Here is a 27,000-nt window from a genome sequence, read left to right as displayed (position 1 = left end):
CGATGTTCGACACGGGGCAGCGGTGGCCGTTGACGGCCGCGCAGCTGGGTTCCTACTACGGCCATGAGCTCGATCCGACCGGCTGGGGGTACAACCAGGCCTCGTACCTGGAGATCGACGGGCCGATCCGGGTCACCGAGTTCATCGCGGCGGTGCGCACGGCGGTGCGCGAGACCGAGGCGCTGCACACCCGCTTCCGCGCCGACTCGGACGGGCCCGCGCAATACCTCACGGCGTCGGCCGAGCCACCGGTGCCGGTCGTCGACCTGCGGTCCGCGGCCACGCCGATCGCGGACGCGGAGGCGTGGATGCAGGCCGAGCTGTCCCGGCCGGTCGATCTCGCGACCGGGCCGACACACGCCCAGGCGCTGCTGCGGGTCGGCGACGAGCGGTACCTCTGGTACCAGCGCTACCACCACGTCGTCATGGACGGGTACGGCGTGTGGCTGCTGACCCGGCGCGTGGCGGAGGTCTACGATGCGCTACTGGCAGGCCGCGACGTCGGCGCGCCGCTCGGCTCGCTGCGTGACCTGCTGGCCGAGGACGCGTCCTACCTGAACTCTGCGGCGCCGCAGGACGATCGGGAGCACTGGACCGGGCTGCTCCGGCCGGCGCCCGCGCCGATCCTGCTCGGCGGCCAGTCCGCCCCGGCGCAGCCGGAGTTCGTGCTGCACCGGACGGATCTCGGTGTGCCGGTGCTGGACGGCCTCCGGGCGCGGGCCGACCGGCTGTCGATCCGCTGGTCACGGCTGGCCGTGGCCACGGTCGCCGGCTGGGTCGGGGCGCTGACTGGCCGGACCGACCTGGTGTTGACGCTGCCGGTGACCGGCCGGACCACGCCGGTGGCGCGCGCAGTGCCGGGCATGCTTGCGAACATGCAGCCGATGCGGCTGCGGATCGCGCCGGGGACCGGGTTGGACGAACTCGCCGGGCAGGTCGACCGGTGGATCCGCGGCGCGTCGGCCCATCAGCGCTACCCATACGAGCGGTTGAGCCGTGAGCTGCGCGGCGGTGCCGACCGGCCGAAGCTGTTCGGGCCGATCGTGAACGTTCTCTCCTTCGCAGACGAGCCGGCGTTCGGCGGCCGGGCCGCGGTCCGGCACTGGATCGCCATCGGCCCGGTCGACGACCTCGAGGTGATGCTGCAGGAGTCCGCGACCGGCGGGTTGCAGCTCAACCTGTGGGCGAACGGCGGCGTGTACGACGAGGCGAGCGTGGCCCGGTACGCGGCGGACGTCGCGGAACGGCTGGCCGGCGCGGCGGCGGGCGCGCGGCTGCCAGGCGGCCCGGGCCTGGAGCCGGCGGGCACGACGAGGACCACGTGGGCGCACTTCGTCGCGGCGGCGGACGCCCGGCCGGACGGGCCTGCGCTCGTCGACGACACCGCTGGCGGCGGCGTGGTCACCTACCGGGACCTGCGCGCGGACGCCGAGCGGCTGGGCGCGGTGCTCGCCCGCCGGGGTGCCGGCGCCGAGACGGTGATCGCGCTGATGCTGCCGCGCGGGCGGGCGTTGGTGACGGCGATGCTCGCGACGTGGCACGCGGGGGCGGCCTTCCTGCCGGTGGATCCGTCCTACCCGGCCGACCGGATCGAGTTTATGCTCGCCGATGCACAGCCGCTGCTGATGCTGACCGACCAGCCATACGAGCCGGCCGACCCGCCGGTCATCCGGCTCGACAAGCTGGACACCGGAGCCGAAGCCGTGACGGCGGCCAGGACCTGTGCGCCCGGCAACCCTGCCTACGTCATCTACACCTCCGGCTCGACCGGCCGGCCGAAGGGGGTGGTGGTCACGCACGCCGGCGTCGGCGACCTGGTCGCCACGCAGCGGGACCGGCTCGGCGCCGGCCCCGGCGCCCGGGTGCTGCAGTTCGCCTCGCCCAGCTTCGACGCCTCCTTCTGGGAGACCGCGATGGGGCTACTCTCCGGCGCGACCCTGGTGGTGGCCGCGCAGGACCGGCTGCGCCCCGGCGACGACCTGGCCGCCCTGGTTCGAGCGCACGGCGTGACGCACCTGACGGTGCCGCCCTCCGCGCTGTCCGCGATGGGCGAAGCCACGCTGCCGGGCGTCAGCACGCTCGTGGTCGCCGGCGAGGCGATCGGCGAGGCGATCGCCGGCCGGTGGGCGCCGGGACGCCGGATGGTGAACGCTTACGGCCCGACCGAGACCACGGTGTGCGCCACCATGAGCACGCCGCTGGCCGGCGACAGGCCGCCGCCGCTCGGCACCGCCGTGCGCGGCACGGCTGTGCACGTGCTCGACGACGCGCTACGGCCGGTCCGGCCCGGTGCCGTCGGCGAACTCTATGTCTCCGGCAACAGCCTCGCCCGCGGGTACGCCGGTCGGCCGGGCCTGACCGCATCGCGGTTCGTGGCGTGCCCGTTCGGCGCGCCGGGCGGGCGGATGTACCGCACGGGGGATCTGGTGCGGCTGCGGGCCGGCGGTGAGCTGGAGTTCGTCGGCCGGAACGACGACCAGGTCAAGATCCGCGGCCACCGGGTCGAGCCCGGCGAGGTGCAGGCCGTGCTCGGTCGCCATCCGGACGTGGCGCAGATCGTGGCCGTGGCCCGGGACGACGCGCTGGTCGCCTACGTGGTGCCGGCCTCGGCGGCGGGGCGGGACACCACCAGTCTCACCGCGTTCGCGGCGGCCCGGCTGCCCGGATACCTGGTACCGGACGCGTTCGTGGTGCTCGGCGAGCTACCGCTGCTGCCGAACGGCAAGGTCGACCGGGCCGCGCTGCCCGCCCCGGGAACGGACCGGGTAGAACGATCAGCACCGGAAGATCGGCACCAGACCGAGCTCGAGCGGAACCTCTGCCAGGTCTTCGCTGAGGTCTTGCGGGTCCCGCGGGTCGGGCCGGACGACAGCTTCTTCGACCTCGGCGGCCACTCGCTGCTCGCCACCCGCCTGATCATCCGCCTGCGCGCGGAACTCGGCGTCGAGGTGTCCATCCAGGATCTCTTCGACCTGCAGACGCCGGCTGGGCTGGCCGAGCGGCTGGACACCGCGGACCGGGGCGGCCTGCGGCGGCGCGACCGGAACGGCGCCGTGCCGCTCTCCTTCGCGCAGCGGCGGCTGTGGTTCGTCGACCGGCTGGCCGGGGCGGGGGCCACCTACAACGTCCCATTGGCGCTGCGTTTCTCCGGTGACGTCGACGCCGGGGCGCTGAGCCTGGCGGTCAACGACGTGGTGTGCCGGCACGAGCCGCTGCGCTCGACCGTGGCGGAGCGGGACGGCGAGCCGTACCTGGTGGTGACCCCGCCCCGGCCGGGCCTGGTCGAGATCGTCGCCGGCGAGGGCGCGCCGGAGGACGCGGTCGGGTACGCCTTCGACCTGGCCTCGGAGCTGCCGATCCGGGCGCTGCTCTTCGACGGGCGCTTGCTTCTGCTGTTGATGCATCACATCGCGACGGACGGCTGGTCGGTGGGGCCGCTGATGCGCGACCTGGCGATCGCCTATGAGGCGCGCCGGGCGGGCCGGGCCCCGGTGTGGCAGCCGCTGCCGGTCGAGTACGGAGACTACGCGCTCTGGCAACGGGACCTGGCCGGCGAGAGGGACGGTTCGTGGGCTGCGGACCTGGACTACTGGCGTGCCGCGCTGGACGCTCTGCCGCCCGCGATCGCGCTGCCGGCCGACCGGTCGCGCCCGGCCGTGCGCGACCAGGCCGGCGGCAACCACGGGTTCGTCATCGGAGCTGACCTGCACGCGCGGCTGGTGGAGCTGGCGCGGGAGACCAGGTCGACGCCGTTCATGGTGGTGCAGGCGGCGCTGGCGGTGCTGCTCTGGCGGTCGGGCGCGGGCACGGACGTGCCGATCGGCACCGCGGTGGCAGGCCGGACCGACGGCAAGCTGGACGACCTGGTCGGATTCTTCGTCAACACCGTGGTGCTGCGGACAGACCTGAGCGGCGACCCGACGTTCCGGGAGCTGATCGGCCGGGTGCGCGCGGCGGACCTGGAGGCGTTCGCGCACCAGGACCTGCCGTTCGAGCGCCTGGTGGAGGGCCTCAACCCGGAGCGGTCGCTGTCCCACCAGCCGCTGTTCCAGGTGATGCTGGTGCTGAACAACACGCCCGCCCCGACCGCGCCGGCCGGCCTCGGCGCGCACGCCCAGGTGATCCGCACCGGTACCTCCCGCTTCGACCTCACGGTGAGCCTCGACGAGGAGCGGGACGCTGGGCTCTGCGGCGTCATCGAGTACGCCGCCGACCTGTTCGACCCGGCCTCGGTGGCGCTGCTCGGCGAGCGGCTAGTGCGCGTGCTGGACACGGCCGTGCGCGACCCCGAGGTCCGGGTCGGCGACATCGCGCTGCTCTCCCCGGCGGAACGGGCCCGGATTCTCCACGAGTGGAACGGCGGCCCGCTCAACGCGGCACCCGGCACCACCGTGCAGGAACGGTTCGCGGAGACGGCCGCGCGGACGCCGGACGCGATCGCGATCCGGGCCGCGGACGCCGACACCTGGACGTACCGACGGCTGGACGAGGCCGCGGCCGTGCTCGCTGTGCGACTGCGCGGCGCCGGGGTCGGTCACGGCGACCGGGTCGCGGTGCTGGTCGAGCGCTCGCCGGAGCTGATCGCGGCCACCCTCGCGGTGCTGCGGCTAGGCGCCGCCTACGTGCCGTTAAACCCGGGCGACCCGCCGCGGCGCCGCGAGTTCGTCCTCGACAGGGCCGGCGTGACCGCGCTTCTGGTGGACACCGCGCACCAGGAGGTGGGCGGCATACCCGTGGTCAGGATCGGCGACCCGGCGGCGTCGTCGATACCGCGGCCGGCCGGGCCGCACACCGGCCACCCGGACGATCTGGCGTACGTGATGTTCACGTCCGGCAGCACCGGCGAGCCGAAGGGCATCGGGGTCACCCACGCGAACGTGCTGAGCCTGGCCGGTGACCGGCACTGGGACGACGGCCACGAGCGGGTCCTGGTCCACTCGCCGTACGCGTTCGACGCCTCGACCTACGAGATGTGGGTGCCACTGCTGCGCGGCGGGCAGTGCGTGCTCGCACCGTCCGGCACGGCCGATTCGTCCCGCCTCGCCGACCTGCTCGAGTCTCGGGCGGTGACGGCGGTCTTCCTCACCACCGCGCTCTTCAACCACCTGATCGAGGAGCGGCCCGGCGCGCTGGCCGGCGTGCGCCAGATCTGGTTCGGCGGAGAGCTGGTGTCGCCGAGCGCGGTCCGGCGTGCGGTGCGGAGCTGCCCGCAGACGCGGGTCGTGCACGTCTACGGCCCGACCGAGACGACCACCTTCGCGTACGCCGGTGCCGTGACCGACGTCGCGGACGACGCCGAGACCGTGCCGATCGGGCGGACCCTCGACGGCGACCGCGGCTACGTACTGGACGCACGGCTGCGTCCGGTGCCGCCGAACGTGGCCGGCGAGCTGTACCTCGCGGGTCACGGCGTGGCGCGCGGATACATCGGACGGCCCGGACTGACCGCGTCACGGTTCGTGGCGTGCCCGTTCGGTGCGCCGGGCGGGCGGATGTACCGCACGGGGGATCTCGTGCGGTTGCGGGCGGACGGTGAGCTGGAGTTCGTCGGCCGGGACGACGACCAGGTCAAGATCCGTGGCCATCGGATCGAGCTCGGCGAGATCCAGTCGGTGCTCAGCGAGGACCCCGCGGTCGCGGAGGCGTTCGTGACCGTGGTGCGGGACCCGGCCGTCGGCCGCCGGCTCGTGGCCTATCTCGTGCCCGCGGCCGGCACGCCGATCGACACCGAGCGGGTACGGGCAGGGGCGCGCGCCCGGCTGCCGGAGTTCATGGTCCCTGGGCTGTGGGCGGTGCTGCCCGAGCTGCCGCTGTCGGTGAACGGGAAGGTGGACCGTTCCCGGCTACCCGAGGTGACGGGCGAGGCATCGGTGGGAGGCCGCGGCCCGCGGTCGGTGCGCGAGGAGCTGATCTGCGGCGTCTTCGCGGACGTGCTGGGCGTGCCGCGCGTCGGCATGGACGACGACTTCTTCGAGCTGGGCGGTCACTCGCTGCTGGCGACTCAGGTGGTCAGCCGGATCCGAAGCCTGCTCGGGCTGGAGTTGCGGATCCAGGACCTGTTCGCGGTACGGACGCCCGCCGGCCTGGTGGGCCGGCTGAACACCGCGGATCGTCCGGTGCTTGGACAGCATGCCCGGGAGGGGTCGGTGCCGTTGTCCTTCGCGCAGCGCCGGCTCTGGTTCGTGCACCGGCTGGAGGGCGAGGGCGCGACCTACAACGTGCCACTGGCGCTGCGCCTGTCGGGTGCGGTCGACGTGCCGGCGCTGAGCGCGGCCGTCAACGACCTGGTGTGCCGGCACGAGCCGCTGCGGTCCACCGTGGAAGGTGATGATGCCGGGCCGGTCATGGTGGTGTCCCCGCCCGCCGCCGGCCTGGTGCGCCTGGACGTCCGCCCGGTCGGCGAGGACAACCTGCCCGGCGTGCTGCACGAGGCGGTGCGCTACCCGTTCGACCTGAGCGCGACGTTCCCGGTCCGGGCGTCGCTGTTCTCTGTCTCGGCGACCGAGCACGTGTTCCTGCTGCTGGTGCACCACATCGCGGCGGACGGCTGGTCATTGCGCCCGCTGCTGACCGACCTGGCGACGGCCTACGAGGCTCGCCGCGCGGGCCGGGCACCGGCGTGGGCGCCGCTGCCAGTGGAGTACGCCGACTACACGTCCTGGCAGCGGGACCTGCTCGGCGACCCGGACGACCCGGCGAGCGTGGCCGGTGCGCAGCTGGCCTACTGGCGGGACACGCTGGCCGGCATGCCCGAACAGCTCACGCTGCCCGCCGACCGGCCGCGCCCGGCGATCAACACATTCGTCGGCGACGTGCTCCCCGTGCACCTCGATGCCGGGCTGCACGCGCAGCTACTGGACCTGGCCCGGCGTACGCACACCACGCTGTTCATGGTCGTGCAGGCGGCGTTCGCGGTGCTGCTCACCCACTCAGGCGCGGGCACCGACCTGCCGATAGGGGCGCCGATCGCCGGTCGTACCGACGAGAAGCTGGAGGACCTAGTCGGGTTCTTCGTCAACACGCTGGTGCTACGCACGGACACGAGCGGCGACCCGACCTTCCGCGAGCTGCTGCACCGGGTCCGGGCTACCGCACTCGACGCGTACGCGCACCAGGATCTGCCCTTCGACCTCCTGGTCGAGCACCTCAACCCGGAGCGGTCGCTGTCCCACCAGGCGCTCTTCCAGGTGCTGGTGGTGCTGCAGAACGCTCCGGCCGCGAACTACACGCTGCCCGGCCTGCGGGTCGAGCCGGTCGACACCACGCCCGGCGTCGCCAAGTTCGACCTGTCGCTTAGCCTGAACGAGGCGTACGCCCCGGACGGTCGGCCGCGCGGTCTCGACGGATACCTGGAGTACTCGACCGCGATGTTCGACGCGGACACGGTCGACCGCCTCGCCACCCGGCTCGACCGGCTGCTCCGCGGGTTCGCCGCCGACCCCGACCAACGCATCGACGCGCTCGTCCTGATCGACGGCGCCGAACGCCAGCTTATGCTGGAGACCTGGAACGTCACCGGACGCGCGGTGCCCGAGGCGGCGTCCGTGCCGGAGCTCTTCACCCGGCAGGCCCGGCTCCGGCCGGATGCGCTGGCGATCCTGTCCCATGCCGGCCGGCTCACCTATCGCGAGTTGGACGAGCGATCCGACCGCCTGGCGTACCTGCTGCGTGGCCGGGGCGCCGGGCCGGGGCGAATCGTCGCGCTCGCGCTGCACCGTGGGCCGGAACTGGTGACCGCGATGCTGGCAGCGGGTAAGACCGGCGCCGCGTACCTGCCGGTCGACCCGGCGTACCCGGAGGCCCGGATCGCTTACCTGCTGGACGACGCCCGGCCCGCGCTGCTGGTGACCACCCGCGCCTCGGACCTCGGGCGTCCGGCCGACCTGTTCCTGGACGATCCGGAGACCGTGGCGGACCTGGCCGCCGCGCCCGCCGGGCCGGTCGGCGTCGCGGTTCCCCCGGACGCGCCCGCCTACGTGCTCTACACCTCGGGCTCCACCGGACGGCCGAAGGGCGTGGTGGTCAGCCACCGTGGGGCGGCTCCGCTCGCCGAGGCACAGCGCGCGTGGTTCGGCGCCGGACCGGGCAGCCGTGTCCTGCAGTTCGCGTCGCCGAGCTTCGACGCGGCGTTCTGGGAGCTGGTGATGGCGCTGCTGACGGGCGCGACGCTGGTCACCGCGCCGGCCACCCGGCTGCTGCCCGGCGACCCGCTGTCCGCGACGGCCGCCGAATTCGGCGTCACTCATCTGACGCTGCCGCCATCCGCGCTGGTCGCGCTCGGCGACCGCGACCTGCCCTCGGTGACCACGCTGGTGGTGGCCGGGGAGGCCTGCCCGCCGGACCTGGTACGCCGCTGGTCCCTGGGCCGGACGATGTTCAACGCGTACGGCCCGACGGAGACCACGGTGTGTGCCACGATCAGCTCGCCGCTGACCGGGGACGGCGTGCCGCCGATCGGCCGGCCGGTGCACGGCATGCGGGTGTATGTGCTGGACGCGCGGCTGCGGCCGGTGCCGCCCGGCGTCACCGGGGAGCTGTACGTCGCCGGTCCCGGCCTCGCCGACGCGTACCTGCACCGTCCCGGCCTCACCGCCGAGCGCTTCGTCGCCTGCCCCTTCGGCGCGCCCGGCGACCGGATGTACCGCACCGGCGACCTGGCCCGCTGGTCGGCGGACGGCACGCTGGGCTTCGCCGGGCGGGCGGACGACCAGGTCAAGGTGCGCGGCTACCGGATCGAGCCCGGCGAGGTGGAGGCGATACTGTCCGCGCACCCGCGGGTGCGGGCCGCAGCCGTCACCGTGCGCGATCAGGGCTTGATCGGTTACCTGGTGCCCGCCCCGGACACGCCGTCCGGCGGTGAGGCGGCCCAGGTCGACGCGTGGCGGGACGTGTTCCGCAGCCAGTATGAGGAGGCCGGTGCCGACGCCGGCTTCGGCGAGGACTTCTCCGGCTGGCAGAGCGCGCTGGACGGCGCGCCGATCCCGCTTCCCGACATGGAGGAGTGGCGCGCCGAGACGGTGGCCGCGATCCGGCTGCTGCGCCCGCGGCGTGTGCTGGAGATCGGCGTCGGCAGCGGCCTGCTGCTCGCACCGCTCGCGCCGGACTGCGAGACGTACTGGGGAACGGACCTCTCCTGCGAGGCGATCGAGGGACTGCGCAGGCACGTGGTGGCGCGGCCCGGCCTCCGAGACCGGGTGCGGCTGCACGCGGTCTCGGCGGACGCGATCGACACGCTGCCCGGCGACGGCTTCGACACGATCATCCTGAACTCGGTGGTGCAGTACTTCCCGAGCGCCGAGTACCTCACCGACGTGCTGGAAAAGGCGATCCGACTGCTCGCCCCGGGCGGCGCGATCTACCTGGGCGACCTCCGGGACCCGCGCGCGGCCCGTGCGCTCTACGCGGAGGTCGCGGCCGTCCGGCTCGGCCCGGACGCGGGTCCCGGGGAGGCTGCGGTGCTGGCCGAACGGCTCGCCGCGGAGGAGCGGGAGCTGCTGGTGGCGCCGGAGTTCCTGATCGGGCTCACCGGGACGTCCGGCGTGGACATTCGCATCAAGCGGGCACGGCGGGACAACGAGCTGACCCGCTACCGGTACGAGGCGGTGCTGTACACCGCGCCGACCGTGCCGATCGACCTCGGGGACGTACCGGCGCTGGCCTGGAACCGTGACATGGTGTTCGACGGCCTGGCCGACGCGCCGGACCGCCTCAGAATCACCGGGCTGCCAGGCGACCGGCGCGAGGACGTGGTCGCGGCCGGCCGCCGGCACGGGTACCTGACCGTCGTCACCTGGGCGGAGGACCGGGACGCCTGCGAGGCGGTCCTGGTCGCCGGCGCCGCGGACGGCACGCCGGTGACCGGCGCCTACCGGCCGGGCGACGGCGACGGGCCGTGGACCAACGTGCCGGCGCGCGCGTCCCGGCACGCCACACTTCAGGCGGAGGTACGGGAGTACCTGCGCGCCCGGCTGCCGGAGTTCATGGTGCCGGGCCTGCTCATGGTGCTCGACGAGCTGCCGCTGTCCGTGAATGGGAAGGTGGACCGGTCCCGGCTGCCGGCCGTGCGCGGCGCGGTGCCGGCCGGGAACCGCGGTCCGCGGTCGGTGCGCGAGGAACTGGTCTGCGGCGTCTTCGCGGACGTGCTGGGCGTGCCGCGGGTCGGCATCGACGACGACTTCTTCGAGCTGGGCGGCCACTCGCTGCTGGCGACCCAGGTGGTCAGCCGGATCCGGGGGCTGCTGGGCCTGGAGGTGTCCCTTCAGGACCTGTTCGATGCGCGGACGCCCGCGGGACTGACGGGCCGGCTGGGCACGGCCGACCGGGTGGCGCTGGGACGGCGTACCCGCGACGGGGTGGTGCCGTTGTCCTTCGCGCAGCGGCGGCTGTGGTTCGTGCATCGGCTGGAGGGCGCGAGCGCGACCTACAACGTGCCGCTGGCGCTGCGCTTGTCGGGCGAGGTCAACGCGGAGGCACTGAGCTTGGCGGTCAACGACGTGGTGTGCCGGCACGAGCCGCTGCGATCCACGGTGGTCGAACGGGACGGCGAGCCGTTTATGGTGGTGACGCCGCCGGGTCTCGGCCTGGTTGGGCTGGCCGTCGGCGAGGGGGATCCCGGTCACGCGTTCGACCTGGCCGCGGAGTTCCCGATCCGGGCCTGGCTGTCGCGGCGGTCGGCGACCGAGCACGTGCTCCTACTGCTGATCCACCACATCGCGGCGGACGGCTGGTCGTTGCGCCCGCTGCTGGCCGACCTGGCGCTGGCCTATGAGGCGCGTCGGGCCGGCCGGGCGCCGGCGCAGGAGCCGCTACCGGTCGAGTACACGGACTACGCGGCGTGGCAGCGGGACCTACTCGGCGACGCGGGAGATCCGGACAGTACGGCCGGCGCGCAGCTGTCGTACTGGCGGAAGGCGCTGGCCGGCATGCCGGAGCGGCTCACGCTGCCCACCGACTACCCACGGCCGCTGGAACTCGGCTACGCGGGCGGCACCCACCGGTTCGTCATCGGCCCCGACCTGCACGCGCGCCTGGTGGAGCTGGCCCGGGAGACCCGGTCGACGTTGTTCATGGTGGTGCAGACCGCGTTCGCGGTGCTGCTCTCGCGGCTCGGCGCGGGCACGGACATCCCGATCGGCACGGCGGTCGCGGGGCGGTCCGACGAAAAGCTGGACGATCTGGTCGGTTTCTTCGTGAACACGCTGGTGCTGCGGACGGACGTGAGTGGCGATCCGAGCTTCCGGGAGCTGATCGGCCGGGTGCGCGCGACGGACCTGGCGGCGTTCGCACACCAGGACCTGCCGTTCGAGCGCTTGGTCGACGCGGTCTCCGCCGACCGGGCCGCCGGGAACAATCCGCTGTTCAACGTGATGCTCGCGCTGGACAACAACGCGGGCCTCGACCTGCGACTGCCCGGTCTACAGACCAGTCCGGAGCCGCTGCCGAGCGGCATCGCCCGCTTCGACCTCACGCTCGGCCTGAGCGAGCGGGTGCTCGGCGACTTCGGCACGGACGGCGTCGAGTGCAGCCTCGAGTACCGCACCGAGCTGTTCCGTCCGGCGACCGTGGACGCGCTGGCGGTCCGGCTCCTGATGATTCTGCGCCAGGTCGTCGTGAAGCCCGACCTTGCCGTGAGCGCGCTGGAGATCCTCACGCCGACCGAGCAGGTCTGGACGGCCACCGGCGGGGGTGCCGCGCCGGATCCGGGCTCGTCGCACACGGTCGCGTCGCTGTTCGAGGCGCGGGTGGCGGCCGATCCGGACGCGATCGTGGCCGTGGCCGGGCCGGTCACCCGCACCGCCGCCGAGCTGAACGCGGCCGCGAACCGGCTCGCGCGGCTGCTGGTGGCGCGCGGTGCCGGACCGGAGACCGTGGTGGCCGTGCGGCTGCCGCGCGGGATCGCGCTGGTCGAGGCGCTGCTCGCGATCGCGAAGGCGGGCGCCGCGTATCTGCCGATCGACCCCGGCTACCCGGCCGCGCGGATCGCCTACATGCTCGACGACGCCGCGCCGGTGCTGGTGCTGACGCGCGCGGAGGCGGAGACGCATCCGGTGCTGGACCTGGACGACCCCGGGGTACGCGCCGAACTGCTGACCGCAGACGACACTAACCCGCGCGTCCCCTCGCATCCGGACCACCCCGCCTACGTCATTTACACCTCCGGCTCGACCGGTCGGCCGAAGGGCGTGGAGGTGCCGCACCGAGGCGTCGTAAACCTGGTAGCCGGCTCCCGGGAACGGCTCGGCCGGCTGGGCGAGGACACCCGCATGCTGCAGTCGGCCTCGCCCAGCTTCGACACCGCGTACTGGGAGATGTGCGTGACGCTGCTGGCGGGCGGCCAGGTCGTGCTGCCCCGAACTGACGCCTGGAACGTCGCGGAGGACCTCGCGCCGCTGGTCGCCGCGCACGCGGTCACCCACCTGGCGGTGCCGCCGTCGGTGCTGGCCGCTTTCCCCGACGACGCGCTGCCGGAGGGCACCACGATCGTCATCGGCGGCGAGCCGTGCCCGCCGTACCTGCTGCACCGGTGGGCGGGGCGGTGCCGGGTGCTGAACGCGTACGGGCCGACCGAGGCCACGATCGCGGCCACCGTCGGTGGTCCGCTAACCCCCGACGGTGGCGCACCGATCGGCACGCCGCTGCGCGGGGTCCGGCTGCGGCTGCTCGACGAGCGGCTGTGTCCGGTGCCGGTCGGCGTGACGGCCGAGCTGTACCTGGCCGGGCCCGGCGTGGCGCGCGGGTACCGCCACCAGCCGCGCGCCACCGCGGAGCGCTTCGTCGCCGACCCGTCCGGCCCACCCGGCTCCCGGATGTACCGGACCGGGGACCTGGTCCGGCTGCGGGCCGACGGGCAGCTCGAGTTCGTCGGACGGGCCGACGAGCAGGTCAAGGTGCGCGGTTACCGCATCGAGCCGGCTGAGATCGAGGGCGTACTGCAGGAGCATCCCGGGGTCGGACAGGCCGCCGTGACTGTCCACCGCGGCACCGCCCAGCACATCGTGGGGTACGTCGTGCCCGTGGACGGCCGTCCGGACCCGGCGGAGCTGCGCGCGTTCGCCGCGCGGTCGCTGCCCGGCCACATGGTCCCGGACCTGATCATGTTCCTCGACGAGTTGCCCTCATCTCCGAACGGCAAGCTCGACCGGTCCGCGCTGCCGTCGCCGGAGTTCGCTCCGGCCGGTCCCGGGCGGGCGCCGCGCACGCCCGCCGAGACCGCGCTGCACGAGGCGTTCGCCGAGCTGCTCGGCGTGCCGAGGCTCGGCATCGACGACGACTTCTTCGCGCTCGGCGGCGACAGCGTCGGCGCGATCCGGCTCAGCGGCCGTGCCCGCCGGGCCGGGCTCGTGCTCGCGCCCGGCGACGTGTTCCGGCACCGCACCGTGGCTGGGCTCGCGGCCGTCGCCGCGCCCGCGCCCGCACTCGCGTCCGTGGCCCCGGACGACGGCACTGGGCCGATGCCGCTCACCCCGGTCATGCACTGGCTGCGCGAGCTGGGCGGCCCGACTACGCGCTTCCACCAGTCCGCGCTGATCAGGGTGCCGGCCGGCACCGGGCAGGAACGTCTCGACCGGATGCTGCGCGCTCTCACCGACCGGCACGACGTGCTGCGTCTCCGCCGCCAGGACTGGACGCTGGAGGCACGGCCGGTCGGCGCGGCGCCGATCGCGGTGGAGCGGGTCGACGTGCACGGGCTGCCGGACGCGCGGCGGGCCGAGGTGATCGCCGAGGAGACCGACCGTGTCGTCAGCGGGATGGATCCGGACGAGGGCCGGACCACGGTTGCGGTCTGGTTCGACGCGGGCCCGGACGAGCCCGGCCGGCTCTTCCTGGCCGTCCACCACCTCGCGATTGACGGCGTCTCCTGGCGGATCCTCCTGGAGGATCTCGCCGGTTCCGCGGACGCTGTGCCTCCGGTGGCCACGTCGTTCCGCCGGTGGGCTCACGTGCTGTCCGAGGAGGCACAGCGCCCGGAGCGGGTGGCCGAGCTGCCGTACTGGGCAGGCGTGCTCGGCGGGGCGGCGCTGCCACCGGAGTTGACGCCGGTGCCGGACCGGGACACGACCGGCACGCTGCGGCACCTTACCGTCGAGCTGGGCCCGGACGTCGCAGAACCGCTGCTCGGCGCGGTTCCCGACGCCTTCCGCTGCGGTACGGAGGACCTGGTGCTGACCGCGCTGGCGCTGGCCGTCCGGAGCCGCGGGACGTTCGGCGCCGCGGCGGACGCGGGCCTGGTCGTGGAGCTGGAGAACCACGGGCGCGGCACGATCGCTGGCACCGACGTCAGCCGGACCGTGGGCTGGTTCACCATCACGTACCCGGTGCGGCTGGACGCCGGGGCCGGGCGGGACCCCGCCGACGCTGTCAAGCGGATCAAGGAGCAGGTGCGGGCCACGCCCGGCGATGGTCTCGGCTTCGGGCTGCTCCGCTACCTCAACGCCGGCACGTCCGCCCGGCTCGCCGCGCTGCCCGCACCCCTGATCGCGGTCAACTACCTGGGGGTCTTCCGGATCGGTGAGCCCGTGGACTGGGCGCTCGACGCGCTCGGCGGCGCGGCCGACCCGGAGTTGCCGGTCGTGCACACGCTCGCGCTGAACGTGGTGGCCGAGGACCGGCCGGGCGGCCGAGTCCTGCGGGCGACCTGGACGTGGCCGGCCGCGCTGCTGACCGAGGACGCGGTCCGGTCGTTGGCCGGCGCGTGGCAGGACCGGGTCCGGAGCCTGGCGGAGCTGGGCGCGGACGACGGCGGGTTCACGCCGTCCGATCTGCACCTCGCCGGGCTCGACCAGGCGCAGATCGATCACCTTGAGTCGATATGGAGGTCGCCGCGGTGAGCACGTCCGGGATAATCGACGTCCTTCCGCTCTCTCCGTTGCAGGAGGGACTCTTCTTCCACCACCTCCATCACCGGGACGGCCCGGACGTCTACGTCACGCAGCTCGTCCTCGACCTATCCGGCGACCTGGACCGCGCGGTGCTGCGCCGCGCCTGGGACGCGGTGCTGACCCGGCACCCGCATCTCGGCGCGGCGTTCGTCCACGAGGGACTCGACCGTCCGGTGCAGATCCTTTCGCGCGGCGTGGTCACGCCGTGGCGGGAGACGGACCTGACCGGCACCAGCGAGGACCCGGACGCGGCCATGACACGGGAGCTGGACGCGGACCGGACCCGGCGGTTCGCCCCGGCGGAGCCGCCGCTGATCCGCCTGCTGCTGGCCCGCACCGGCCCTGCCCGGCACCGGTTGGCGATCACCAGTCACCACATCCTGATGGACGGCTGGTCGGTGCCGATTCTGGTACGCGAGTTGCTGACGCTCTACGCCGCGGGCGGTGACCCGGCGGGGCTCCCGCCGCCGGTGCCGTACCGGGCCTACCTCGCCTGGCTCGCCGGCCGGGACACCGAGGCCGCGGCTAAGGCCTGGCGCGCGGCGCTTTCCGGCGTCGACGAGCCGACGCTGGTGGCCCCCGGGGGCACGCCACCGGCGACTCCCCGGCAGACCGGCACGCTGCTCGGCGCGGAACACACGGACGCGCTGGTACGGCTGGCTCGATTGCTCGGCGTAACGCTCAGCGACGTGGTGCAGAGCGCCTGGGCGGTCGTACTCGGCGCGCTCACCGGCCGGGACGACGTGGTCTTCGGCGTGGTCACCGCGGGACGCCCGGCCGAGATCGCCGGCATCGACGAGCTGCCAGGGCTGCTCATCAACACGGTGCCGGTCCGGGTTCGCCTGTCTCCGCGGACCGCGCTGAACGAGGTGCCGGCGCGGCTGCGCGGCCAGCGCCTCGACCTGGAGCCGCACGAGTTCCTGTCGCTGGCCGAGATCCAGGCCGCGGCCAGCGTCGGCGAGCTTTTCGACACGGTCGTCGTCTTCGAGAACTACCCGTCCGGCGACCTCGGCGCCGAGGCGGGCGGCCTGCGGCTGACCGGCGTGCACGGCACGGACGCGACGCACTATCCGCTGATGCTCGCGGTCGTGCCCGGCGACCGGCTGCGGCTGCGGCTCGACCACGCGCCGGGACAGCCCGTCGGGGACGTGCTCGCCGCGGTGGTCTCCGTGCTCACCACGATGACAGTGGAGCCGGACCGGCGCCTGGGCAACGTCGACCCGTTCGGCGGGCAGGGCCGCCGGCTGCTGGAGGAGCGCAACGACACCGCGCACCCGGTGCCGCAGACCAGTCTGGCCGGCTATCTGGAGCAGGCCCTCCGCCGCTTCGGCACGGACGTGGCCGTGATCGACGGCGACCAGCGGCTCACCTACGACGAGCTGGACCGGCGGTCGGCGGCGCTGGCGGCCGAGCTGGCGCGGCGCGGTGCCGGACCGGAGCGTGCGGTCGGCCTGCACGTGTCGCGGTCGGCGGCCCTGGTGGTGGCGCTGCTCGCGATCGTCCGGTCCGGTGCGGCGTACCTGCCGCTGGACCCGCAGTATCCGGCCGAACGGCTCCGCTACATGATCGACGAGGCCCGTCCGGCCCTGGTGCTGACCGACGGCGAGCCGCCCGATGGCACGCCGGCACTGCACCTCGCGGACGTTCCGGTCGCCGGCCGGGCACCCGCGCCCGCCGACAATCCGGCCTCCATCGCGTCGATCATCTTCACCTCCGGGTCGACCGGCGCGCCGAAGGGCGTGGGCGGCACGCGGGCCGGGCTGCTCAACCGGCTCGCCTGGTTCGCCGAGCTGCAGCCGTTCACCGGCAACGAGGCGCTCCTCGCCAAGAGCTCGATCAGCTTCATCGACGGTACGGTCGAAATCCTTCAGACCCTGGTGCACGGCGGCCGGGTGGTGATGGCCGACGCCGCCACCGCCGTCGACATGACCGCGCTGGCCGATCTCGTCGCCCGGCACGAGGTCCGGGTACTCACCGCCGTACCCAGCCTGCTGCTGGCCCTGCTCGACGAAGCATCCGCCGGCCCGCCCGGCCGGCTGTCGTCGCTGCGCCTGGTGCTCAGCAGCGGCGAGCCGATGCCGGCCGAGCTGCCCGCCCGGCTGGCGGTGGAGAGCCCGGACGCCCGCCTGGTCAACTTCTGCGGGTGCACGGAGGTGAGCAGCGAGAGCCTGTTCGCATTCTGCGACGCGCACGACCGATCCATCGGTACGCCGCTGTGGAACAACCGCGCGTACGTGCTGGATGGCGCGCTGCGCCCGGTCCGCGCCGGGGTGACCGGGGACCTCTACTACGGCGGTGCGGGGGTCGGGCGCGGCTACGTGCGGCGGCCGGGCGCGACCGCGGAACGGTTCGTCGCGGACCCGTTCGGCCCGCCGGGAGCCCGGATGTTCAGGACCGGCGACCGGGTCGCCTATCAGCACGACGGGAAGCTCGTCCACCTCGGACGGTCGGACGGCCAGCTCAAAGTACGGGGCGTGCGCATCGAACCGTCCGAGGTCGAGGCCGCGCTGACCCGCCATCCGGCGGTCGCGGCCGCCGCCGTCGCGGTCCGGCGGCCGCCCGGCGGTGATCCGTTGCTGGTCGGCTACGTGACGCCGGCCACCGGCGCGGTGCCGGACCCGACCGATCTTCGCCGGTACGTCGCCACGCTGTTGCCGCCCGCGCTGGTGCCGAGCGTGCTGGCCGTGCTCGACCGGCTGCCCCGCATGCCGAACGGCAAGGTCGACCGTCGCGGGCTGCCGGACCCGGGCCCGGGGACGACCGCGGTGTCCGCGCCGGCCGGACCGCGCGAGCAGGTCCTCTGCGAGCTGTTCGCGGAGGTGCTGGGCCTGCCGGCGGTGGGACCGGCCGACGACTTCTTCGGCCTGGGCGGCCACTCGCTCCTGGCCACCAGACTAATCGCGCGGATCCGGTCTGCGCTGGGCACCGAGCTGACGCTGCGCAGCCTGTTCGAGGCGCCGACCCCGGCCGGGCTCGCCGCCCGCCTGGGCGACGCCGGCCGCGACCCGCTCGACGTGCTCCTGCCGCTGCGGGACGTTTCCGGCCGTCCGCCGTTGTTCTGCTTCCACCCGGCCGGCGGGTTCAGCTGGTGCTACACCGGCCTGCTGCGACAGCTGCCAGCGGACCAGCCGGTCTTCGGGCTGCAGGCGCGCGGGCTGACCGATCCGGCGCGGGTCGCGGACAGCGCCGACGAAATGGTCGCCGAGTACGCCCGCCGAATCCGGGCAATGGGCACGCCGGGACCGTACTCGCTACTCGGATGGTCGCTCGGCGGCCAGCTGGCACACGCGGCCGCGGCCCGCCTCCAGGCCGAGGGCGAGAAACCCGGCCTGCTCGTCATGCTCGACTCCTACCCACCGGAGACGCTGCCGGAAACCCCGCCGCTGGACCGGCCCGAGATCCTGCGCCTGGTGCTACGCGAGTACTTCGGCGTAGAACCGCCGGCGGGCGCACCGCTCGACACTGCGGCAGCCACGGCGCTGCTGCGTGCCGCCGGCGTCGCGGACCTCAGCGAGGCGCACGTCGAAGCGGTCGCCCGCATCCTGCCGGCCGCGTCGGCGGCGGCCCGCGCGTACTGTCCGCCGGTCTTCGACGGGGATCTGCTGTTCTTCCGCGCGACTCAGGGGTGGTCCGGTCCGCCGCCGGATCCGCGCGTCTGGCAGCCGTACGTGAGCGGTGGGATCGAGATCCACGAGGTGGACACGACACACGGGCGGATGACCCGCCCGGCCGAGCTGGCGCGGATCAGCGCCGTGCTGCGGCCCCGCCTACCCGGGACCGCGTGACCGTTATGAGAGGGGCACCGATGACCAATCCATTCGAGGACCCGGACGGCGAGTACCTCGTGCTGGTCAACGAGGAGAACCAGCACTCCCTGTGGCCGTCGTTCGCGGCAGTGCCCGCGGGCTGGACGGTGGCCAGGGCGGTCGGAACCCGCCAGGAGTGCCTGGACTTCGTCGAGGAGTCCTGGACCGACATGCGGCCCCGGAGCCTGGCCGAGTCCATGCAGAGCCCGGAGCTGCGGTGACGTACGGGCCGCGGGACCTGGCCGATCCGAGGCTCTACCGCGACGGCGAGCCCGAGCGCCTCTGGGCCAGGATGCGGGCAGCCGGGCCGGTGCAGTGGATCGACCGGCGGGACCGGGAGCCGTTCTGGGCGGTCCTCGGCCATGCCGCCGCCGTGGCCGTGCTCCGCGATCCCGCCCGGTTCTCCTCCGCCGGTGGCATGCGGCTGGACGACAACCCGGCCGCGGTCCGGTCCTCGGCGAACCGCATGCTGATCGTCACGGACCCGCCGCGGCACGCCCAACTGCGGCGCGTGATGAACGCCGCGTTCACGCCCCGCATGGTCGCCCGGCTGCGCGACACGATGCGCGCGACCGTGCGATTCGTGCTCGACGAGGCGCTGGAGCGGGAGACCTGCGACCTCGTCCGGGTGGCGGCCCGGCTCCCGGTGTCGGTGATCTGCGACCTGCTGGGCGTGCCGCCGAAGGACTGGGACTTCATGCTGGACCGCACCATGACCGCGTTCGGACATGGCAACCGGGGCGCGGACCCGGCTGCGATGGCACAGGCCCACACGGACATCCTGTTCTACTACGCCGAGCTGGTCGAGCGGCGGCGCCGGGAACCGGGCGAGGACGTGGTCACCGCGCTGGTCAACGGCCGCGTCGACGGCGAGCCGCTCACCGACGAGGAGATTTACCTCAACTGCGACGGCCTTGTATCCGGCGGCAACGAGACCAGCCGGCACGCGACGGTCGGCGGCGTCCGGGCACTAATGGCCCACCCGGACGAGTGGGCCCGGATGGCTGGCGGGGCAGTGCCGATGGACACGGCGGTGCCGGAGATCCTGCGCTTCACCAGCCCGGCCATGCACGTCGCCCGGGTCGCCACCACAGACCTGGAGATCGAGGGGATACGGATCCGGGCCGGCCAACGCGTCGCGGTGTGGCTGGCCGCGGCGAACCGGGACCCGCGGACCTTCGACCGGCCGGACGTGCTCGACGCCGGCCGGTCACCGAACCGGCACCTGGCGCTGGCACCCGGCGAGCACTATTGCCTCGGCGCCGCGCTGGCCGAGATGGAGCTGACCGTGATGTTCGAGGAGCTCTGCGACCGAGTGCGCCTGCCGGAGCCGGCCGGCCCGGCCGTGCGGCTGCACTCGAACCTGATCTGGGGCTACGAGTCGATGCCGGTGCGGCTGCGGGCACGCCGTGCCCGGGTGGCCGCACCGGCACCGCTCAGTGGCCCCGCGCGGGCCGGGGAGCCGGGATGAGGTTGAGCGTCGCGGCACGAACGCCTGCCTGGAAGCGGGACGAAACGTCGAGCTGGGCCATGGTCTCCGCGACGTACCGCCGGTAGGTGCGGACGGAGACGCCGAGCTTGCGGGCGGCGGTCTCGTCCGTGTATCCGGCGTCGAGCATGGTCAGCACGCGGACGAACCGATTTTCGGTGTCGCTCGCTTCACCGGACTGGCCGGCGAAGCGAGCGGCGACGGACAGGTCGACCGCGCGCTCGAACATCGCGTCGAAGAGCGTCGCCATGGAGCGCACCACGTGCGACTCGCGGACGATCAGGAAACGAGGCACGCTGGCGTGGTCGGTGCGGAGGAGCAGCATCGCGCCGTCCAGCACCGCGAATCGGGGCAGTCGCCGATCCACTGTGCGGGCCCGCACGTGCTGTCCCAGCATCTGCTCGAGATACTCGTCCGCGCCGGACAGCCGGGCGGTCATGTCGGCGTCGATCAGCGCGTGGATGGACGCGGACTCCTGCAGCAGCGACTGCTCCAGCGGGCCGGCCGACACCTCGTGCCCGGCAGCCGCGAACCCGGCGATGTAGTGGATGTGGGGCGACCGGCCGGCCTGCCGCGCCAGGTAGTGGTGCATGATTGCCGTGGTTTCGGACTCGGAATACAGCGCATCTGCTGTCGATGAGTAAGGCCGGCGTGTTTCTTCGTGAACGGTAAGCGCTTTTTGGATGAGAAGCGTCGCATCGACGAGCATTGTTTCAACGCTGCTTGAGCTGTACGGATTGGCCGCCAAATCTTGGCGAACGCCAACGCCAACACCCATTGCGCTACCCCCGTAGCAAATCGAGACCAATGGATATGGTTGCGTGCTTAACGACGTCTGTCAAGCCCTTGGCGGGACGGGGGCAAAGTAATTCAGTTTTTGACAATCAGCGGCTGAGACTCCCTAACGACTTTACCGCTGGTGTCAAGTGCCTGCTAGACTGGGGCGCGAGGGCGGAGGTGCACTGATGAACGGCGAACCGGCAGGGAACAACGGTCTCGTGGACGGCAGGCCCACGTGGGGCGAGGTGTCGACCGCAGTTCACGTGGCCATCGTCCGGCAGCTCGTGTGCGACGTCGGGGCGCGCCTGCTCGATCCGCTGGACCGGCTGCTGGGGACGGACGGTGACGACCCGCCCGTGTCCGAGGTGCTCCGCAGCCATCTGGAGATCGCCGCCGAGGTGTGGGCGGCGCAGGTGCTCAGCCCGGACGAACGGCTCGCCGCCGAGACCGCCCGGCGCCTGGTCGCCGAGATCTATCAGTCCGGCGACGTCTTCGCGCCGCCGTTCGAGTGGTGGCGCACGCCGTTCGGGGCGCTCGTGGCGCGCCGGTTCGGCCATCCGGCCGCCGAGGCGGTCTCGCTGGCGGTGGCGAGCGCGATGCTCGGCATCACCCGGCAGGGCGTCCATGATCTTGTCAAGCGCGGCAAGCTGCGGCGGGACGAGGCGGGCGGCGGCGTATTGGTGAGTTCGGTCCGGGATCGCCTCACGCAATTGTCGGAAGTCGTATCCTGCGAGCGCTGATGGGATTCGGATGGCATTGACGGGACTTCGTCCGGAGTTCTCGGAAGACGATTGGGGCCGCCAAGCTACGGCTGTTCTTGAAGCCGACCGGATCGCCGAGAAGGCGACGCCCCTGATTCGATTCTCCTTTCCCGGTGAATCGTCTGCGGCGATGTTCGTGAAAGACGAGTCGGTGCGCCCCACGGGCAGTGTCAAATACCGCTTCGCGCGCAGCCTCTTCCTGCACGCCCTCTCCCGCGGCGTCATCCGGCGGGGGACGCGGCTGGTGGAGGCGACCAGCGGGAACATGGCGGTCGCGGAGGCGCACTTCGCCCGGGTGTTGGGGCTGCCGTTCACCGCGGTCGTGCCCGGCAAGTCGTCGCCAGACCGCATCGCCCGGATCGTCGCGCAGGGCGGGGCCGCCTACCGGGTCGATCCGCCGCTGGCCGTGTACGAGAACGCCGAGCGGCTAGCCGGCCAGTCGAACGGGTACTACCTGGACTGCCTGTCCACGCTCGGGCCGGCCATCGACGCGGACCTCGACGATGGCGTGCCCGGCCTGCCCGACGAGATCCTGCGTGACTTCGCGGCCCAGGGCCGGCGGGAGCCCGCGTGGATCGTGACCGGCGCCGGCACCGGGGCCACCTCCCGGGCGGTCGGCCGCCACCTGCGGCGGCACGGGTACGCCACCCGGCTGGCGGTCGTCGACTCAGAGAATTCGGCGTATTTCCCCGGCTGGGCCACCGAGTGCCGGGACTACGCGACCGGAATGCCGTCGCGTATCGAGGGCATCGGGCGTCCGCGGATGGAGCCGGCCTTCGATCCCGACGTCGTCGACCTGGTCATCCCGGTGCCGGACGTGTCGAGCGTGGCCGCCATGCGATTTCTCGCCACGGCAAGCGGCGTGGCGGCCGGACCGTCCACCGGCGCCTGTCTGTGGGGCGCATGTCACCTGGCGAACCGTATGAGTCAGGCGGGCGAGTCTGGTGCGGTGGTCATCGTGGCGGCCGATGGTGCCGAGCCGTACCGTCGCTCCTACTACGACGACGAGTGGGTCGCCGGAAAGCGCTGGGACCTCACCGAGCCCACGCTGCGCTTGGAGCGTTTCATGCGGACCGGCGACTGGGACGATTCCCGATGAGACCGGCGCCCGCGCCAGTCCGCTGAACGTTCGCTGGAAGAGGCTTCCGCACGGGAACCCCTGCGAAGGAGACCTGGCGAGGCGTTGAGGGGGACGGGACGAGCACGCCGACGCCAAGATGATCCGTCTTCCCGGGAGTCGACGAGCGCCGCGGGCGGGGAGCCCACCTCGGTCCTACCCGCCCGCGGCACGGCCGCCGGTCCAGTGGCCTCGCCAGCAGACGCGGGAGATCGCCGAACTCATGCAGCGGCCAGACGACCGCGGTAGGTTCCCCGCGAGCGCGGGGAACCTACCGCGGTCGCGCGGGACGTCAGGCGATGAAGCCCTCTTGCTTCAACCAGTCCGCGGCGACCTGCGCCACCGGCTCGCCCTTGACATCGACGCGCTCGTTGAGCTTGCGGATGGTCTCGTCGTCGAGCTTGGCGGTGATCGGGTCGAGGATGCTGGTCAGGCTCGGGTACTTGGCGGCGGTCGCGCCGTTGACCGTCAGCGCCGGGTTGTAGATGGGGAAGAACTTCTTGTCGTCCTCCAGCACCACCAGGTCGAGGTTGCTGATCCGGCCGTCGGTGGTGAACACCTCACCGAAGTTGCACGACTCGCCCTTCTTCGTCTCGGTGTAGACGACTCCCGTGTCGACGGTCCTGATGTTGGACTTCGGCACGTCCATGGCGTACGTCTTGGTCATGCCGGGCCACCCGTCGTTCCGCCCGGCGAACTCGCTCTCCAGGCAGAAAGTCGCGTCGGCCGGCTTGCTCTTGGCGAACGCCGCGAGGTCGGAGAGCGTACGAAGGTTCCACTCTTTGGCCTTCTCCGCACGCACCGCCATCGCGTAGGTGTTGTTGGCCGGGGCGATGGCACCCCAGACGACCTGGTTCTTCTCCTTGTCCTCCTTGACCACCGCGTCGTACTGCTGCCGCGAGTCGGGGACCGGGTCGGTGTGGTTCAGGTAGGTGATCCAGGCGGTTCCGGTGTACTCCCAGTACACGTCGACCTCTCCGGCGAGCAGACCCTTGCGGACGTTGACCGATCCCTTGATGTTGGTCTTGTCGGTCACGTTCGCGCCGGCCGCCTTCAGCGCCAGCATGGTGATGTGGCCGAAGACGATGTTCTCGGTGAAGTCCTTGGAGCCGACAACGACCGTCTGGCCGACGAGGGCGTCGTCCTTCTTGATCGACCCCGCTCCGACCTCCACCTCGGCACCCGAGTCCTCGGTGGTGACCGAGCAGCCGGTCAGTGCCAGGGCGAGGAGCGCGGTACCGGCGGCCAGCCGGGAAAGGGGTGTGCGAGTACGCATTGATGACCTCCACGACGCACGGGCGTCGGTCGGGGACGGGGACGAGGGATGTAAATGATCTGTGGATCAGTCGAGACCGGGCGGCCGGAGCAGGTCGGCGATCACACCGCCGAGCCAGTCCAGCGTCAGGGCGAGGGCGGCGGTGAGCACCGCACCGGTGACCAGGACGGAATCACGTTGAAGCTTGATCCCGGTCACGATCAGACCGCCGAGACCGCCCGCGTCGATGAAGGTGGCGAGCGTGGCGACACCGACCGCGAGCACCAGCGCGGTGCGCACGCCGGCGAGAATCACCGGTACCGCGAGCGGCAGCTCGACGCGGAGCAGGACCGCGAACGGAGACATCCCGATGCCCCGACCCGCCTCGATCAGATGCCGGTCGACCTGGTTGATCCCGGCGATCGTGTTGCGCAGCACGGGCAACACCGCATAGGCCACCAGCCCGATGAGGGCGGTGCCGGCGCCGATGCCCAACCAGATGCTGAGCAGCACCAGCACCCCGATGGCCGGCATCGCCTGACCGACGTTGGCCAGCGCCGTGACGAGCGGCGCCAGCCAGCGCAGCGCCGGGCGGGTGAGCAGGACGCCGGCGCTGACCGCGATCGTCACCACCAGCAGCGTGGTCATCGCGGAGATCGCGATGTGCTGGCTGGTCACCTGGAACAGGTACCCGGCGTTGAGCGAGCGCCGCTCGATGTCGTCCAGGGCGAGCGAGCGCACCCAGAGGTACGTGGCGAGCAGCGCCGCCGCGAGCACCAGCGGCATGGTCGCGTGCCGGCGCAGCAGGCCCCGCCACCGCGAGGGAGGGGCGTCCGCGACCTGACCGGAGGCGACGGTGCCGACGCTCATGACGTCTCCCGATCCGCCGCCGACCGCGCGCCACGGCGCTGCGCGGGCATCGCGTCGGCTCTCGGCCCGTCCGCCTGCTCCGGCGCCTCCGCCACCGGCCGGTCGCGCAGCCGCTCGCTCTCGCGCATCTCACCGATCGCCCGCATGAGCCGGTCGATGGACAGGGTGCCGCGGTACCGGCCCGCGTCGTCGACCACCACCGCGGCGCCACTGCTGCTGCTCAGCATCGCGTCGAGCGCGTCGTGCAGCGTGGCACGCGGCTCCACCACGGTCGCGCGTCCGCCGACCCCGTGCAGGTTGTCCTGATGGGCATCGAGGTCCCGCGCGGTGATCCAGCGCAGCGGACGCCGCTCGCCGTCGACGCTCAGTACGGCCCACTCGCCGGTCTCGTCCAACCGGCGCAGCGCCGACGTCGGCGAGTCGTCCAACTGGACCAGCTCGGCGTCGTCCCATTCGACCGCGTCGACCCGGCGCAGGTTGAGCTGTTTGAGTGAGGCGCCGGCACCGATGAACTGGGCCACCGACTTGTCCGCGGGACTGCTCAGCAGTCGCTCCGGGGTGTCGAACTGCCGGATGCGCGATCGATCCCCGAGCACCGCGATGCGGCTGCCCATCTTGATCGCCTCGTCGAAGTCGTGAGTGACGAAGACGATGGTCTTCTGCAGCTTCTCCTGCAGCCGGAGGAACTCGTTCTGCAGCCGGTCCCGGGTCAACGGGTCCGTGGCGCCGAACGGCTCGTCCATCAGCATCACCGGCGGATCGGCGGCGAGCGCGCGGGCGACCCCGACGCGCTGTTGCTGGCCGCCGGAGAGCTGCCGCGGCAGGCGGTGCCGGTACTGGCCGGGCTCCAACCCGACCAGGTGCAGCAGTTCGTCGACGCGGGCGTCGATCCGCTTGCGGTCCCAGCCGAGCATCTTCGGCACCAACCCGACGTTGGTCGCCACGCTCATGTGCGGGAAGAGTCCCACCTGCTGGATGACATAGCCGATGCGCCGGCGCAGCTCGGTCGGGTTGAGCGAGGTGACGTCCGACCCGTCCACCATGATCCGCCCCGAGCTGGGCTCGATCAACCGATTGATCATTTTCATGGTGGTGGTCTTGCCGCAGCCGGACGGGCCGACCAGCACGACGATCTCGCCCCGCCGGATGGTCATCGACACGTCCTCGACCGCCGGGGTCTTCTGCCCCCGATAGAGCTTGCTGACCTGTTGCAGGTCGATCATCACGTCAGCGGTCATCGTTGACCTCCCTGGATGGTGGACGGAGCCGCGAGGGGCGGTGCGCCGGCCAGCGCCGCACCGGAGTCCGGCTGCTCGGCGGGGGACGGCGCGGTTGACCGGGAGAAGGCGGACCGGCGGCTCCGGCCGCCCCGGGTCAGCACACCGAGCAGGCCCAGACAGAGGTCCACCACGAGAGCGAGGACGACCACTCCGAGGGTGCCGACCAGGGCCTGGTTCAGCGAGTTGACGCCGCCGAGGTTGGCCAGGCCAGAGAAGATCTGGTTACCCAGGCCCGGCCCGCCGACGTACGCGGCGATCGCCGCGATGCCCATCGTCATCTGGGTGGAGACGCGGATACCCGCCAGGATGACCGGCCAGGCCAGCGGTATCTCGACCGTGCACAGCATCCGCACCCAGTTCATCCCGATGCCGCGAGCCGCCTCGGTGAGCGCCGGGTCGATTTCGGTCAGTCCCACCACCGTGTTACGGATGATCGGTAACAGGGCATACAGGGTCAGGGCGACCAGCGCGGGGAGGTACCCCAGGCCCAGCGGAGTGATCAACAGGCCGAGCAGCGCGAACGACGGAATGGTCAGCACGGCCGCGGCGACCGCGACGGCGATTCCCCGGGCGCGACGGTGGCGGTAGGTGAGAACGGCGACGGACATTCCGATGAGCGTTGCCAGCGCCACCGCCATCAGCACGATCGTCGCGTGCTCGAGGGTCTGGGCGACCAGCAGGTCGCGGCGGCTCTCCAGATATTCGAAGAAGGTCATCTGACACGTCCTCTCGGCGGCTGGCAGGCCGCGGGCCAGCGGTGGCC

At 72.7% G+C, this 27,000-nt stretch carries 11 protein-coding genes; 6 read left to right on the top strand and 5 right to left on the bottom strand.

The window, feature by feature from the left end; all coding sequences use genetic code 11:
- Nucleotides 1-2: 2 nt before the first annotated feature.
- Genes O7603_RS07960 through O7603_RS07945 form a run of 4 tightly spaced genes read left to right on the top strand, consistent with a single transcriptional unit; the run spans nucleotide 3 to nucleotide 20,156 of the window.
- Nucleotides 3-14,828: a non-ribosomal peptide synthetase gene (locus O7603_RS07960; RefSeq protein ID WP_281575037.1), complete on the top strand. Its 14,826-nt coding sequence runs from the start codon at nucleotides 3-5 to the stop codon at nucleotides 14,826-14,828.
- Entirely contained in the window at nucleotides 14,810-18,664 is a 3,855-nt protein-coding gene (locus O7603_RS07955; protein ID WP_281575036.1) for an amino acid adenylation domain-containing protein, read from the top strand. Before O7603_RS07960 ends, O7603_RS07955 begins: the two co-directional genes overlap by 19 nt.
- A 20-nt stretch (nucleotides 18,665-18,684) precedes the next feature.
- Nucleotides 18,685-18,906 carry an MbtH family protein gene (locus tag O7603_RS07950; RefSeq protein ID WP_281575035.1) on the top strand — a complete coding sequence of 74 codons (222 nt, stop codon included), beginning with the start codon at nucleotides 18,685-18,687 and terminating at the stop codon, nucleotides 18,904-18,906.
- Nucleotides 18,903-20,156 carry a cytochrome P450 gene (locus O7603_RS07945; protein WP_281575034.1) on the top strand — a complete coding sequence of 418 codons (1,254 nt, stop codon included), beginning with the start codon at nucleotides 18,903-18,905 and terminating at the stop codon, nucleotides 20,154-20,156. The genes O7603_RS07950 and O7603_RS07945 overlap by 4 nt, the downstream gene beginning before the upstream one ends.
- Here O7603_RS07945 and O7603_RS07940 read toward each other — a convergent pair.
- The gene (locus O7603_RS07940; protein ID WP_281575033.1) at nucleotides 20,122-20,883 is read right to left on the bottom strand and encodes a helix-turn-helix domain-containing protein; all 762 of its coding nucleotides are present in this window, start codon (nucleotides 20,881-20,883) and stop codon (nucleotides 20,122-20,124) included. The two genes, O7603_RS07945 and O7603_RS07940, sit on opposite strands and share 35 nt — an antisense overlap.
- 256 nt (nucleotides 20,884-21,139) lie before the next feature.
- Between O7603_RS07940 and O7603_RS07935 the strand changes: the two genes are divergently transcribed.
- Together O7603_RS07935 and O7603_RS07930 are read left to right on the top strand one after the other, a co-directional pair.
- Nucleotides 21,140-21,694 (top strand): hypothetical protein, encoded by a 555-nt coding sequence (locus tag O7603_RS07935; RefSeq protein ID WP_281575032.1) that lies wholly within the window; start codon nucleotides 21,140-21,142, stop codon nucleotides 21,692-21,694.
- Nucleotides 21,695-21,704: 10 nt separating this feature from the next.
- Complete coding sequence (locus O7603_RS07930) at nucleotides 21,705-22,814, top strand: pyridoxal-phosphate dependent enzyme (protein ID WP_281575031.1); 1,110 nt, start codon at nucleotides 21,705-21,707, stop codon at nucleotides 22,812-22,814.
- 310 nt (nucleotides 22,815-23,124) lie between these two features.
- On the opposite strand, the gene O7603_RS07925 is transcribed toward O7603_RS07930, so the two are convergent.
- The 4 genes from O7603_RS07925 to O7603_RS07910 all read right to left on the bottom strand — a co-directional run bounded on the left by O7603_RS07925 (nucleotide 23,125) and on the right by O7603_RS07910 (nucleotide 26,953).
- Nucleotides 23,125-24,108 carry a glycine betaine ABC transporter substrate-binding protein gene (locus tag O7603_RS07925; protein ID WP_281575030.1) on the bottom strand — a complete coding sequence of 328 codons (984 nt, stop codon included), beginning with the start codon at nucleotides 24,106-24,108 and terminating at the stop codon, nucleotides 23,125-23,127.
- Between the two features lie 66 nt (nucleotides 24,109-24,174).
- Entirely contained in the window at nucleotides 24,175-24,957 is a 783-nt protein-coding gene (locus O7603_RS07920) for an ABC transporter permease (protein WP_281575029.1), read from the bottom strand.
- Complete coding sequence (locus O7603_RS07915) at nucleotides 24,954-26,195, bottom strand: betaine/proline/choline family ABC transporter ATP-binding protein (RefSeq protein WP_348651059.1); 1,242 nt, start codon at nucleotides 26,193-26,195, stop codon at nucleotides 24,954-24,956. The genes O7603_RS07920 and O7603_RS07915 overlap by 4 nt, the downstream gene beginning before the upstream one ends.
- Nucleotides 26,192-26,953: an ABC transporter permease gene (locus O7603_RS07910; RefSeq protein WP_348651058.1), complete on the bottom strand. Its 762-nt coding sequence runs from the start codon at nucleotides 26,951-26,953 to the stop codon at nucleotides 26,192-26,194. Before O7603_RS07910 ends, O7603_RS07915 begins: the two co-directional genes overlap by 4 nt.
- Nucleotides 26,954-27,000: the final 47 nt, after the last annotated feature.

The organism is Micromonospora sp. WMMD812 (assembly GCF_027497215.1).
GTDB lineage: Bacteria > Actinomycetota > Actinomycetes > Mycobacteriales > Micromonosporaceae > Micromonospora.
The sequence above is the reverse complement of the archived record's forward strand: the minus strand, read 5'-3'. Positions and strand labels throughout refer to the sequence as shown.

Coding starts and splice junctions, on each gene's coding strand:
- O7603_RS07955 (WP_281575036.1), top strand. CDS start 14,810: ATGGAGGTCGCCGCGGTGAGCACGTCCGGGATAATCGACGTCCTTCCG.
- O7603_RS07940 (WP_281575033.1), bottom strand. CDS start 20,883: ATGCTCGTCGATGCGACGCTTCTCATCCAAAAAGCGCTTACCGTTCAC.
- O7603_RS07935 (WP_281575032.1), top strand. CDS start 21,140: ATGAACGGCGAACCGGCAGGGAACAACGGTCTCGTGGACGGCAGGCCC.
- O7603_RS07915 (WP_348651059.1), bottom strand. CDS start 26,195: ATGACCGCTGACGTGATGATCGACCTGCAACAGGTCAGCAAGCTCTAT.
- O7603_RS07925 (WP_281575030.1), bottom strand. CDS start 24,108: ATGCGTACTCGCACACCCCTTTCCCGGCTGGCCGCCGGTACCGCGCTC.
- O7603_RS07950 (WP_281575035.1), top strand. CDS start 18,685: ATGACCAATCCATTCGAGGACCCGGACGGCGAGTACCTCGTGCTGGTC.
- O7603_RS07910 (WP_348651058.1), bottom strand. CDS start 26,953: ATGACCTTCTTCGAATATCTGGAGAGCCGCCGCGACCTGCTGGTCGCC.
- O7603_RS07930 (WP_281575031.1), top strand. CDS start 21,705: ATGGCATTGACGGGACTTCGTCCGGAGTTCTCGGAAGACGATTGGGGC.
- O7603_RS07960 (WP_281575037.1), top strand. CDS start 3: ATGTTCGACACGGGGCAGCGGTGGCCGTTGACGGCCGCGCAGCTGGGT.
- O7603_RS07920 (WP_281575029.1), bottom strand. CDS start 24,957: ATGAGCGTCGGCACCGTCGCCTCCGGTCAGGTCGCGGACGCCCCTCCC.